General features: G+C 73.6%; 12 protein-coding genes and 1 pseudogene. 7 read left to right on the forward strand and 6 right to left on the reverse strand.

Translation table 11 applies throughout. From position 1 onward, the window contains the following. A pseudogene (locus CTKZ_RS00005) lies at nt 1–531 on the reverse strand (DUF4153 domain-containing protein); the annotation flags it as partial. 281 nt (nt 532–812) lie between these two features. On the opposite strand from CTKZ_RS00005, the gene CTKZ_RS00010 reads away from it, so the two are divergent. Continuing rightward, on the forward strand, nt 813–1,793 hold the full coding sequence (locus CTKZ_RS00010) for an ANTAR domain-containing protein (RefSeq protein WP_124340993.1): 981 nt from the start codon (nt 813–815) through the stop codon (nt 1,791–1,793). A 19-nt stretch (nt 1,794–1,812) separates the two neighbouring features. Further along, nucleotides 1,813–3,705, forward strand: coding sequence for an ATP-binding SpoIIE family protein phosphatase (locus tag CTKZ_RS00015; protein ID WP_124340994.1), 1,893 nt, complete (start codon nt 1,813–1,815; stop codon nt 3,703–3,705). A gap of 9 nt (nt 3,706–3,714) precedes the next feature. On the opposite strand, the gene CTKZ_RS00020 is transcribed toward CTKZ_RS00015, so the two are convergent. Next, complete coding sequence (locus CTKZ_RS00020) at nt 3,715–3,948, reverse strand: hypothetical protein (protein WP_124340995.1); 234 nt, start codon at nt 3,946–3,948, stop codon at nt 3,715–3,717. 179 nt (nt 3,949–4,127) lie between these two features. Here CTKZ_RS00020 and CTKZ_RS00025 point away from each other — a divergent pair, with 179 nt between their 5' ends. The 3 genes from CTKZ_RS00025 (at nt 4,128) to CTKZ_RS00035 (ending at nt 7,134) form a co-directional block, all read left to right on the forward strand. Next, nucleotides 4,128–4,544, forward strand: coding sequence for an ester cyclase (locus CTKZ_RS00025; RefSeq protein ID WP_160142782.1), 417 nt, complete (start codon nt 4,128–4,130; stop codon nt 4,542–4,544). Between the two features lie 112 nt (nt 4,545–4,656). Then, nucleotides 4,657–5,022 carry a cupin domain-containing protein gene (locus tag CTKZ_RS00030; protein WP_124340997.1) on the forward strand — a complete coding sequence of 122 codons (366 nt, stop codon included), beginning with the start codon at nt 4,657–4,659 and terminating at the stop codon, nt 5,020–5,022. A 294-nt stretch (nt 5,023–5,316) separates the two neighbouring features. Continuing rightward, nucleotides 5,317–7,134, forward strand: coding sequence for a family 43 glycosylhydrolase (locus CTKZ_RS00035; protein WP_124340998.1), 1,818 nt, complete (start codon nt 5,317–5,319; stop codon nt 7,132–7,134). Nucleotides 7,135–7,246: 112 nt separating this feature from the next. Here CTKZ_RS00035 and glnA read toward each other — a convergent pair whose 3' ends face one another. Beyond that, nucleotides 7,247–8,671: a type I glutamate--ammonia ligase gene (gene glnA / locus CTKZ_RS00040; RefSeq protein WP_124340999.1), complete on the reverse strand. Its 1,425-nt coding sequence runs from the start codon at nt 8,669–8,671 to the stop codon at nt 7,247–7,249. 197 nt (nt 8,672–8,868) lie between these two features. Here glnA and CTKZ_RS00045 point away from each other — a divergent pair, with 197 nt between their 5' ends. After that, on the forward strand, nt 8,869–9,369 hold the full coding sequence (locus CTKZ_RS00045; RefSeq protein WP_235843096.1) for an RDD family protein: 501 nt from the start codon (nt 8,869–8,871) through the stop codon (nt 9,367–9,369). Nucleotides 9,370–9,372: 3 nt separating this feature from the next. Here CTKZ_RS00045 and CTKZ_RS00050 read toward each other — a convergent pair whose 3' ends face one another. From CTKZ_RS00050 to lipA, 3 genes are all read right to left on the reverse strand, one after another. Beyond that, complete coding sequence (locus CTKZ_RS00050) at nt 9,373–9,966, reverse strand: class I SAM-dependent methyltransferase (protein ID WP_124341000.1); 594 nt, start codon at nt 9,964–9,966, stop codon at nt 9,373–9,375. 32 nt (nt 9,967–9,998) lie between these two features. Then, nucleotides 9,999–10,718, reverse strand: coding sequence for a DUF4191 domain-containing protein (locus tag CTKZ_RS00055; protein WP_124341001.1), 720 nt, complete (start codon nt 10,716–10,718; stop codon nt 9,999–10,001). Between the two features lie 61 nt (nt 10,719–10,779). Further along, complete coding sequence (gene lipA, locus CTKZ_RS00060) at nt 10,780–11,781, reverse strand: lipoyl synthase (protein ID WP_124341002.1); 1,002 nt, start codon at nt 11,779–11,781, stop codon at nt 10,780–10,782. Nucleotides 11,782–11,963: 182 nt separating this feature from the next. Here lipA and CTKZ_RS00065 point away from each other — a divergent pair, with 182 nt between their 5' ends. After that, nucleotides 11,964–12,464, forward strand: coding sequence for a flavodoxin domain-containing protein (locus tag CTKZ_RS00065; RefSeq protein ID WP_124341003.1), 501 nt, complete (start codon nt 11,964–11,966; stop codon nt 12,462–12,464). Nucleotides 12,465–12,499 lie beyond the last annotated feature (35 nt).

Here is a 12,499-nt window from a genome sequence, read left to right on the forward strand (position 1 = left end):
TGCCCCGACCGCGTCGCCCGCCCCGTGCCGCAGCCACGGCAGCGCACGCACGACGCCGGCCAGCCAGCTCAGCGGCGCCGCCACCACCGCGGGGGTCGCGCGCGCCCCCGTGAGAGCCGCCGTCGCCGCCCACGCGGCCGTCAGCACGCACAGCGCGACCACCCACGGCGCGTCCCGCACCGCGACGACGCCGACCAGCAGCACCGACAGCACCGCGAGGGCCGCGTCGACGAGCGAACGGCGACGCACGAGCGCCGGTACGGCCGCCGCCCACGCCACGAGCCCGCCGAGCGCCACGCCCAGCCCCGGCTGGTGACCGACGACCATCACGGCGACCGCGACCCCCACCCCGGCCACCAGTGCGAGCACCGGCAGCGGCGCCGCGCCCCGCCCGTCCCAGCGGAATGCCGACAGCGCGCGGCCGAACGGTCCCGGCGGCGGTGGCGGACCCAGGAGCGGGCCGAGCGGACCCGGGCGGACCGCGGACGAGGGAGGTGCGGGCGGAGTCTGGGAGGCGGCTGTGCCGGTCATGTGCGTCACGCTAGGACCGCGCCGTCGCCGTGTGGACCTCGTCACGGCGAAGGGGTCGTGCACGTCCCGTGCACTCCCGTGGAGGTTCATGACCTCGACCTTCACCACGGTTCGGCGGTCGGACGGCGCGGTCGGCACGCGCCGCGGTCCGCCACCGCGCGCGGGTCCGACGGGTCCGCACTAACCTCGACCGGTGGACGGCCGAAGACCGGCCGCCGGATCGGGTTGGGAAGTCAGCTCGGAGCTCTTGCCGGCGGCCGCTGAGGCCGCGTGGAGGTGCCGTGCACAGCCAGGACGAGGCTCAGGTCGGCCAGTACCAGTTCTCCGCCGGTGGTGACCGTTGGCGATGGTCCGACGGGATGTTCGAGATCCACGGCATGGAGGCGGGCGAGGTCGTGCCCACGCGCGACCTCTTCCTGCGGCACGTGCGCCCCGACCACCGCGACCGCGTCGCCGCGGCCCTCGACGCGTGCGAGCGCGACGGCACGCCCCTCGGCGAGCACTACGTGCTGGTCGACCTGGCCGGGGACGAGCGTGCGGTGACCCTCAGCGGGGGCCGTGAGGACTCCGCCGACGGCCCGACCGTGAGCGGCTTCCTCGTGGACGTGAGCGTGAGCCAGCGCGTCGCCGTCGCCGACGCCGTCAACGCTCAGCTCCACCAGGCGCTCGAGTCGCACGCCGTGATCGACCAGGCCAAGGGCGTCCTCATGCTCGTGTACGGCATCGACGGCGACGCCGCGTTCGAGCTGCTGCGGTGGAGCTCCCAGCAGCGCAACGTCCGCCTGCTCGCGCTCGCGGAGCGCCTCGTCGCCGCGGTCGAGAGCGCGGGCGGCCTCGCGCCGACGTCGCGCGCCAAGCTCGACGAGCTGTTCTTCCAGTCGCTCGGCGAGGAGGCGTCCGCGGTCCCCGCGACGCCGCCGGCGCAGGGCCTCATCGTGTCGTCCCGCGTCGTCGGCGGCGTCCCCGTCGTCGCTGCGCGCGGACCCGTCGACCTCGCGACGGCGGGCGTGCTGTCCGCCGCGATCGCGGCCGCGTCCGGAGCAGCGCGCCAGGCGGGCCGGCTCGTCGTCGACCTCCGCGAGGCCACGCACGTCGGCTCCGCGGGTGTGTCCGTGCTCGCGTCGCTCGACCGGCGCGCCCGCACCCAGGGCACCCGCCTGCGTGTCCTCGTCGGTCCGGACAGCGCGCTGCTGCTCGCGGCGGGGCACGGGCTCGAGGTCGCGGTCGTCGACCCGGCCGGCACGGTCGGTGCGTTGAGCTGATCGGTGCGACGCTGGGTCCATGACGGACCCGTCGCGGCCCCCGCCCGCCGTCGAGGCGACCTTGCAGGCCTTCGACGGCCTGCCCGTCGCGGTCGCCGCGATCCGGGCCGACGGCGTGGTCGCCGCCGCGAACCGCGCCGCCCAGGAGCTCGGCATCGGGCAGGTCGTCGGGCGACAGGCCGCGGACACCCTGACGGACGTCGTCGGTCGGCGGATGATGCCGCGGCTCGAGCTCGCGCTCCAGAGCCGACGCGGGCTGGCACCCGAGGAGATGCTGCTCGAGGTCGGCGACGACCACCGCGACGTCTGGGTGCGGCTGTCCCTCGCGCCGTGGCTCGACGACGCCGGCGAGTACCAGGGCATGATCGTGACCGCCGAGGACGTGACCGCGGCCGTCGAGCAGCGCCTCGCCGAGGAGGCGCGCGTCGCGGGTGTCGAGGAGCGGTACGAGGTCGCCCGCGACGTCATCATCGCGCTGCAGGGGGCGCTCCTGCCGTCGTCGGTGCCGGTCCTCCCGCGTGTCGACGTCGCCGCGACCTACCTGGTGGCGGGTCGCGAGCAGGCAGCGGGCGGCGACTGGTTCGACGCCGCGGTCGCCCCCGACGGGCGCGTGGCCCTCACCGTCGGCGACGTGGTGGGGCACGGTGTCGCGGCGTCGGCGGCGATGAGCCAGATGCGCGCGATCCTCGCGTCGCGGCTGCTCGACGGCGTCCCCGTCCACGCCGCGCTGGCCTCGCTCGACCGGTACGCCCGCGTCGCGACCGACGCGTTCGCGACGTCGGTGTGCGTCGTGCTGCTCGACCCCGAGACGGGCGTGCTCGAGTACGCCACACGCGGTCACCCCGCGCCCCTCGTCGTGGGGCCCGCGAGCTCGCGCTGGCTCCCGTCCACCGGCGGGGGACCCCTCGGCATCGACGACGACACCGTCGTCGGCACGGACCGGCTCGCCGAGGACGAGGCGCTGCTGCTCTTCACCGACGGGCTCGTCGAGGTCGTCGGCCGCCGGCTCGACGAGCGGATGCAGCAGGTCGTGTCCGCGGCCGAGCACGCCGTCCGTGGCGCCGTCATCGGCCGCTACGCGGGCAGGACCGTCGCCGAGCGGCTCTGCCTGCACGTGCCGTGGGCGCTCGACGAGGGCTTCGTCGACGACGTCACGGTCCTGGCCGTCGCACGCCGCGCCGCGCCGGCCGACCTGGCCCTCGACCTGCCCGCCGACGCCGAGCGGCTCGCCGACGTGCGCGGCGAGGTCGACGCGTGGGCGCGCACCGTCGGGCTCGAGGCCCGTGAGCGCGCCGCTCTGGTGCTCGCCGCGAGCGAGGCCGCCACCAACAGCATCGAGCACGCCTACGCGGGCGTGACACCCGGCCGCATCCGCGTGGACGCGCGCCTGCGCCGCACCACGGTCACGCTCGGCGTCGAGGACGACGGCCTGTGGCGCCCGCCCGCACCCGACCCGGGCGACCGGGGGCGTGGCCTCAGCATGGTCGCGTCGAGCGGCGCGCGGCTCGCGGTCGACACCGGGGAGTCCGGGACGCGCGTCGAGTTCGAGCTCGACGCCCGACGACGAGCCCCCGTCGGGTCACCCGTCGTCGGCCCCACCGCCGTCCTCACGGGCGGCCCGGAGGTCGCGGTCGGCGAGGACGGCGTCATCCGCGTCGGGGGCGTGCTCGACACGGAGTCGGCCGCCGCGCTCGTCGACGCCGAGGTCCGGTCGCGCTCACGCGGCGGGATCGTGCCCGTGACCGTCGAGATCGCACCCACGGCGTTCCTCGGCAGCGCCGCGGTGCGGGCGATCGAGCGCTACGTCCGGGGCGCCGACCCGGCCGCCCGGAACGTCGAGGTCGTGGTGCACGGAGGGAGCGCCGCGGCGCAGACGCTCGCGGTCGTGGGGACGCCCGTCGTCACCCGGTGAGGTCGCGCGTCAGTCGTTCAGCCAGCGGATGACGACCTGGCCGAACGTCGACACGACGGCCAGCTGCGAGCTGCTGCGGCAGCTCTGGCACGTCACGGTGTGGTTGGTCCACGACACGTTGGGGTCCGTGTCCGTCGACGTGACGGCGATCGACGGCGACGTGCAGCGCGGGCAGCGCAGACGTGCCTGCTCGTCGATGACGGGGGTCGCGCCCGGCATCGTCGCCGGTGATGAGTGGCTCACGGGTCCTCCGGTGGTGCGTGGTGCGTAGACATGCACCTCCCAGAAAACCACGACAACCGGTGATCCGCGGAATTCGTCCGGTCCTCGGCCGCCCGGCGGCACTGTCGACCGGTCTGGTCGCCGACCCGCCACGCGAGTACCGTCCAGCGCATCGGCTCCGGGGGACGAGGGGGTCAGACATGTCCGACGACGGGCACCAGAGCGCCGCGACCACGCGTGAGGTCGTCCAGCGTTATCTCGACTCCGACCACGGCGACACGAGCGCGATGGCGCCCGACGTGGTCTTCCGCCTGATGGCCACGGGCGACGAGTACCGCACGCCGGCGGGGGTGCAGGGGCTGCTCGAGTACTTCTACCACCAGGCGTTCGACGCCAGGGCCGAGCGGACCCGTCTCGTCGTGGACGCGGGCACGGCCGTGTTCGAGGGCTTCGTCGTCGGCCGGCACACCGGCGAGTTCGCCGGCGTCGCGGCGACGGGCAAGCAGGTGCGGATCCCCCTCGCGGTCGTCTACGACGTCCGGGACGACGCGATCGTCGAGGGACGGGTCTACGTCGAGATCCCCGCCTTCCTCGCCCAGGTGGGCGCCGGCACGTAGGTCGTGCCGCCGCGGTGCAGCGGCGAGCGCACGGAGGACCGGGCACGCCCGGGGACCAGCGGGGGGCGGCGGCGTCCGCGCGCCGCCCACCGCGAGCGGCACGTCCACCGGCGTGCTCGACGGGACCGACCGGCACATGTTCGTCGCCGCGCAGGACCGGGTCGCGCTGACGGCGGCGGTGCCGACGACGGTGTCGACGTTCGACCTCACCTACCAGCCCGGTCAGTTCTCGGGGTGGCACTCGCACCCGGGCATCGTCGTGGCCGTGGTCACGTCGGGGACGGTCGAGCGTCAGACGGTGACGAAGCGGGGGCGGTGCGTGACGGAGGAGTTCGGCGTCGGCGAGTCGTTCACCGAGGTGGGGCCGCATGTCGTCCGGAACGCCGGCGACGTGCCCGCGGTCCTGTCGATCACACGCATCTACCCGACGGCCGCGACCCAGGGGCGCATCGACGAGCCCGCTCCCGCGTGCGGCTGAGCTCCCGGCTGCTGCGGGTCCGCGTGCGGGCGGCGAAACGATTCCGACGGGAATGTGAGCGATAACATCCAGCCGTCGCGCGGGGCGAGGACGCCCTGAGCCGGACATCCCGGCGCGCGACGGGGGCGACGACCGCGAGCCGGGCACCCGGCGGGGACCGGCCTGGCGCCCGAGGACCGACCGCACGCCCGACGTGGCGCACCTCGTCCACGCCGCCGCCGGCCGACGACGGACGCAGTGGCGCCGACCGGCGCCGGTCCGCGACACCTCACCGCTCGTGACACCCGAGGAGCCATGTTGAAGCAGCCATCAGCACGCCCGCACCGGAGGCGGCTCCGGTCGGCGATCGCGTCGCTCGCCGCGGCGGTCTGCGCCGTCACCCTGCTCGCTGCCCCGGCGCAGGCGGACAACCCGATCGTCCAGCACCTCTACACCGCCGATCCTGCGCCCCTGGTGCACGACGGCCGCGTCTACCTCTACACCGGGCACGACGAGGACGGCTCGTCCTACTTCACGATGCGCGACTGGCGCGTCTTCTCGTCGACCGACATGGTCAACTGGACGGACCACGGCTCGCCGATGTCGCTCGCGACGTTCAGCTGGGCAGACGCCGACGCGTGGGCCGGTCAGGTCGTCGAGCGCAACGGGAAGTTCTACTGGTACGTGCCTGTCCGGCAGCGCTCGACGGGGCAGCGCGTCATCGGGGTCGGCGTCGCCGACAGCCCGACCGGGCCGTTCCGCGACGCGATCGGCCGCCCGCTCGTCGGGAACGGCGAGATCGACCCGACGGTGCTGGTCGACGACGACGGCCAGGCGTACCTCTACTGGGGCAACCCGCGCCTCTGGTACGTCCGGCTCAACGCGGACATGGTCTCGTACTCGGGCAGCCCGACCCAGATCCCGCTGACCACGGCAGGCTTCGGCACCCGGACGGGCGACGCGAACCGGCCGACCCTCTACGAGGAGGGGCCGTGGGTCTACAAGCGCGGCGGGACCTACTACAACGTGTTCGCGGCCCGCTGCTGCTCGGAGTTCATCGGCTACTCGACCGCGCCCGGGCCGACCGGGCCGTGGACCTACCGCGGGACCGTCATGCCGACGCAGGGCAGCAGCTTCACGAACCACCCCGGCGTCATCGACTACAGAGGCGGCTCGTACTTCTTCTACCACAACGGCGCACTGCCGGGCGGCGGCGGGTACACCCGCTCGGTCGCGGTCGAGAAGTTCACCTACAACGCCGACGGCAGCATCCCGACGATCACCATGACGACCACGGGTGCGCCGCAGGTCGGCACCCTCGACCCGTACGTGCGGCAGGAGGCCGAGACGATCGCCTGGGGGTCCGGGATCGAGACCGAACCCTCGAGCCAGGGCGGGATGAACGTCGGCTGGATCGAGAACGGCGACTACGTCAAGGTCAAGGGCGTCGCGTTCGGCACGGGCGCGACCTCGTTCTCCGCGCGCGTCGCGTCCGCCACGAGCGGCGGGCGCATCGAGGTGCGGCTCGACGGTACGGGCGGACCGGTCGTCGCGACCTGCACGGTCGGCGGCACCGGCGGGTGGCAGAGCTGGACGACCACCACCTGCCCGGTCACCGGCGCGACCGGGACGCACGACCTGTACCTGCGGTTCGCCGGCGGCAGCGGCACCCTGTTCAACGTCGACTGGTGGCAGTTCGTCCGAGGCACGACCACGACGCCGGCGTACCGGGTGACCAACCGCAACAGCGGGCAGGTGATCGACGTGCAGCAGGGCAGCCTCGCGGACCTGGCGGTCGTGGGGCAGTGGCCCAGCACGGGCTCGGCGTGGCAGCAGTGGCGTCTCGTCGACGCCGGCAGCGGCACCGTGCGGCTGCAGAGCGTCAACAGCGGCAAGTGCCTCGACGTGAGCGGCGCGTCCACGGCCGACGGCGCGGCGGTCATCCAGTACACGTGCCACGACCGGCCCAACCAGGCCTTCACCTGGCGCTCGACCGGTGACGGCTACAGCCAGCTCGTGAACGCCAGCAGCGGCAAGTGCCTCGGCGTGGTCAACGGTTCCACGACCGCAGGCGCCGCGCTGGAGCAGCGGACGTGCAGCTCCGCGACGAGCATGCAGTGGTCACGGTCCTGAGCCACCGCACCGACTCTGTCGCAGAGGCACGGCACCCCCGCCGCCACGAGGGCGACGGGGGTGCCGGTACTGCGAGTCACCGGCCCCTGGGAGCAGCCAGGGGCCGGGACGATCACACGTCGAAGTAGAGCTCGAACTCGTGCGGGTGGGGCCGCAGACGGATCGGGTCCACCTCGGCGGAGCGCTTGTAGTCGATCCACGTCGAGATGAGGTCCGGCGTGAAGACGTTGCCGGCGGTCAGCCAGTCGTGGTCGGCCTCGAGGTTGTCGAGCACCTCGCCGAGCGAGCCCGGCACCTGCTGGATGAGGGCGTGCTCCTCGGGGGGAAGCTCGTAGAGGTCCTTGTCGACCGGCTCCGGCGGCTCGATGCGGTTCTGGATGCCGTCGAGGCCGGCCATGAGCATGGCCGCGAACGCGAGGTACGGGTTCGACGACGGGTCCGGCACGCGGAACTCGATGCGCTTGGCCTTCGGGTTCGAGCCGGTCACCGGGATGCGGATGCACGCGGAGCGGTTGCGGGCCGAGTAGACCAGGTTGACCGGCGCCTCGAAGCCCGGGACCAGGCGGTGGTAGGAGTTCACCGTCGGGTTGGTGAAGGCGAGCAGCGCGGGCGCGTGCTTGAGCAGGCCGCCGATGTACCAGCGCGCCATGTCGGACAGGCCGCCGTAGCCCTTCTCGTCGAAGAACAGCGGCTGGCCGTCCTTCCACAGGGACTGGTGCACGTGCATGCCCGAGCCGTTGTCGCCGAAGAGCGGCTTCGGCATGAAGGTCGCGGTCTTGCCGGCCTCGTGCGCGACGTTCTTCACGACGTACTTGAACAGCTGCACCTTGTCGGCCGACTTGGCGAGCGTGTCGAAGCGGTAGTTGATCTCGGCCTGGCCGGCGGTGCCCACCTCGTGGTGCGCGCGCTCGACCTCGAGGCCGAGGGCGTCCAGCTGCAGGGAGATCTTGTCGCGCAGGTCGGCGAAGTGGTCGACCGGCGGGACGGGGAAGTAGCCGCCCTTGTAGGGCGTCTTGTGGCCGAGGTTGCCGCCCTCCTCCTTGCGACCGGTGTTCCAGGCGCCCTCGATCGAGTCGATGTAGTAGAACGACGCGTCCTGGCGGGTCTGGAAGCGCACGTCGTCGAAGACGTAGAACTCGGCCTCGGGGGCGAAGAACGCGGTGTCGGCGATGCCGGTCGACCGCAGGTACGCCTCGGCCTTCGCGGCGACCTGGCGGGGGTCGCGGCTGTAGGGCTCGTCGGTGTACGGGTCGACGATGTGGAAGTTGATGTTCAGCGTCTTCTCGACCCGGAAGGGGTCGATGTAGGCGGTCGTGACGTCGGGGATGAGCTTCATGTCCGACTCGTGGATCGCCTGGAAGCCGCGGATCGACGACCCGTCGAACATCTGGCCCTCGGTGAAGAAGTTCGCGTCCACGGAGGCGGCCGGCACGTTGAAGTGCTGCATGACGCCGGGCAGGTCGCAGAACCGGACGTCGATGAACTTGACGTCCTCGCTCTTGATGAAGGCCAGTACTTCCTCTGGCTTGCTGAACATCCGCTGCTCCTCGGTTGTGTGTCCACCCTGGGGTCGGGCTCCGCCGAGGCTATGGCGGGGGAGTTTCTCTGGGGTGTAGCGGTTGTTTCCGCCGTGTTACGTCGGCGTCCCCCGTGTAACGATCGCGCGAACTCCTGGGCGGACGTCCGGGAGCGCGCGTGGGCGTCGCACCGGGGGTGGCGACCTACCCTGGTCGCGTGACCTCACGCGACGACATGGGTTCCTGGCTCGAAGGCGGCTCCCCGGCCGGGACGACGGCCCGCGGTGCGCGGCTCGGCCTGCCGCCGGACGGGCCGGGGGCGCTCGCGTCCCTCGGCCGTCGGGTCGCCGCGCTCGCCGTCGACTGGACCGTGTGCCTGCTCATCGCGGCGACGTTCTTCCCGGTCGAGCGCACGGGGTTCTACCTGACGCGCGGGGCGCCGACGGCGACGCTCCTCATCTTCCTGCTCGAGAACGTGCTGCTCGTCGGGACCGTCGGCTTCACGCTGGGCCACCGCGTGCTCGGGCTGCGTGTGCGCCGCGCGGCCGTGGCGCCGCCCGGTGCGGCGCCGCTGGCCGACTCCGGACGCCCGCCCGGGCTGCTGTCGGGGCTCGTCCGCGGCGTGCTGCTCTGCCTCGTGATCCCCGCGGTCGTGTGGGACTCGGACGGTCGCGGCCTGCACGACCGGCTCGCGGGCACGGCGATCGTCCGGCGCTGACCGTCAGGCGGGCGCCTGCCACGTGAGGCTGTAGCGCCAGTACAGGTGCCGCCGCCAGCGGGCTCCCGGCAGGATCCGGCGCGCCGCGTCGCGGACCTCGCCGTACCCCTCGCGCGGGTCGGTGACGGCCGCCCCGTGCTCCCACACGCCTCGCGCCCGGTCGACGACGGCGGCGACCGGCACGGCCGCGGCGCTGAGCGCCACGTCGCCGGGGGTGCGTGCCCCCGCCAGGCCGACGACGACGAGCCGTCCGCCGGGTGCGGTGAGGGCCGCCAGCCGGCGCAGCCCGTCCTCGAGCGGCAGGTGGTGGAGCGTCGCGTAGCACGTCACGAGGTCGAAGGCGTCGCCGTCGAGGACCTCGAGCGCGTCGCCGACGACGAACGTGACGCCGTCGTCACCGACCGAGGCCGCGCGTGCGAGCTCGACCTGGGCGGCGTCGACGTCGAGCCCCGTGACGCGGGGGACCCCGGCGGACCGCAGCCGGCGGACGAGCAGGCCCTCGCCGCAGCCCACGTCGAGCGCGGTGCACGCCTGCGGGGCGTGCCGCAGCGCGAGCGGGTGGTAGTGCGTGTTGTGGTTCCAGCGGTCGTCGCGCACGGACGGACCGTACCGGGTCCGGCCGTGCCGGGTCAGCGCCCGCGCATGCCCTTGCGGTCGGGACGCGCGCGCATCGGGTCGACGCCCTTCGGCACGGGCAGGCGCACGGCGCCGAGCGCGGTGAGCCGCTTGCCGACCTCGGCGACCTCCTGCTTGGTCAGCGAGGGCCGGAGGCGCTGGATGTGCCGCGGCAGCTTTCGCAGGGGCACCTGGCCCTCGTCGTCGCCGACCTGGACCAGCGTGATCGGGGCACCGGAGATGACGCGCGCGGTGCGCTTGCGCTCGGCCTCGAGGAGGCGGGCCAGACGCGGCGCGGGACCGCCCTCGGCGATGAGGACGACGCCTGGGCGGCCCAGCCCGCGGAACACCATGTCGCGCGTGCGAGGGTCGACGTTGACGGGCTCCTCGGTGAACGTCCAGCCGCGGCGGATGGTGCCGAGGGCCGCGCGGGACGCACCGGGCTGGCCGGCGATCCGGGTGTACGCGGCGGTCTCGGCGCGGCGCGCGAGGACGAACATCGCACCGAGCAGCGCGAACGGGATGCTCAGCAGCAGCACGTAGACGATCGAGTCGACCAGGAGGCCGATGACCAGGCCGAGCGCGACGATCCCGACGAACACCGCGAGCAGCAGCCACGTGATGGCCGGGTCGCTCTGCCGGGTCATCTGGTACGCCTGCCACAGCTGGTGGTACCAGCGGGTCTTGCGGACCTTCCCGGCGGCCGGGGGGGTGGCGTTCGTGTCGCGGGCCATGGGGTCGGAGTCTACCGATCTCGCGGGCACCACCGGACATCGTCCGGCGGCGCGAAGGGCCTCAGCGCGCGAGCAGGCTCGCCGCCTCCTGGCGGGCGGTCGTCGGCTCGCCCAGGTGCGCGAGCGCCGCGGGGATCTCGATGCCGCGGTGCCGCATGGCCTGGCCCCACAGCCGACCCGCGCGGTACGACGAGCGCACGAGCGGCCCGGACATGACGCCGAGGAAGCCGAGCTCCTGCGCGTGGTCGGACAGCTCGACGAACTCCTCGGGGCGCACCCACCGGTCGACCGGGTGGTGCCGCAGCGACGGACGCAGGTACTGCGTGATCGTCACGATGTCGCAGCCCGCGTCGTGAAGGTCCTGGAGCGCCGTCTTCACCTCGTCGGTCGTCTCGCCCATGCCGAGGATGAGGTTCGACTTGGTGACGAGACCGGCCTCGCGGGCGCGCGTGATCACGGACAGCGAGCGCTCGTACCGGAACGCCGGGCGGATCTTCTTGAAGATGCGCGGCACCGTCTCGACGTTGTGCGCGAGCACCTCGGGACGCGACTCGTTGACCTCGTCGAGCAGCTCGGGCACCGCGTTGAAGTCGGGGATCAGCAGCTCGACGCCCGTGCCGGGGTTGATCGCGTGGATCTGGCGGACCGTCTCCGCGTACAGCCACGCACCGCCGTCGGGCAGGTCGTCGCGCGCGACACCCGTGACCGTCGCGTACTTGAGGCCCATCGCCTGCACCGAGGCGGCCACGCGGCGCGGCTCGTCGGCGTCGAAGTCGGCGGGCTTGCCGGTGTCGATCTGGCAGAAGTCGCAGCGGCGGGTGCACTGGTCGCCGCCGATGAGGAACGTCGCCTCGCGGTCCTCCCAGCACTCGAAGATGTTGGGGCAGCCCGCTTCCTCGCAGACCGTGTGGAGCCCCTCGCGCTTCACGAGGCCCTTGAGCTCGCTGTACTCGGGGCCCATGGTCGCGCGGGTCCGGATCCACTCCGGCTTCTTCTCGATCGGCGTCGCGGCGTTGCGCGCCTCGACGCGGAGCATGCGGCGGCCCTCGGGAGCGATCGTCACGTCGTCAGACTAACCCCGCTCGTGCGCGGCGCGTGGTGGGGGAGTCGCACGTCACAGCCGGTCGGGACCTCGGTCCCGCGCGCTGGCCCGTCGCGCGGCGCGACGCTGAGGGCGTCGGCGACACGCCCGGGCGACCGGGACCGGCGGGACCCCGCGACGCCGGCACGACGAGGGGAGGGACGATGAAGATCCTCATGACGGTCGCGTCGCGGCACGGCGCGACGCGCGAGATCGGTGCGGTGGTCGCCGACGTGCTGCGCGAGGCGGGGCACGACGTCGACGAGGTGACCCCCGACGAGGTCGAGCACGTGACCGGGTACGACGCCGCGGTCCTCGGGTCGGCGGTCTACGTCGGCCGGCTCGCGGCCTCCCTCCGCGACCTCGTCGAGCGGCAGGGTGCGCACCTGCGGGCGATGCCCGTGTGGCTGTTCTGGTCCGGACCGGTGGGCGACCCGCCGCTGCCGCCGACGCCTCCCGACGACGTCGACGTCGTCGCCCGGCACGTCGGTGCGCGCGAGCCGCGGTGCTTCGTCGGCCGCATCGAGCGCTCCGAGCTCAACCTCAACGAGCGCGCGCTCGTGGCGCTCACGCGTGCGGAGACCGGGGACTTCCGGGACTTCGACGACGTGCGGTCGTGGGCCGCCGAGGTCGTCGCGGAGCTCGCGGCGGTGCGCGCGGGCTGAGGCGTCAGCCGGCGGCCGGCGCCGGTGCGCCGGCG

Origin of the sequence: Cellulomonas algicola, assembly GCF_003851725.1 — a bacterium.
Lineage (GTDB): Bacteria > Actinomycetota > Actinomycetes > Actinomycetales > Cellulomonadaceae > Cellulomonas > Cellulomonas algicola.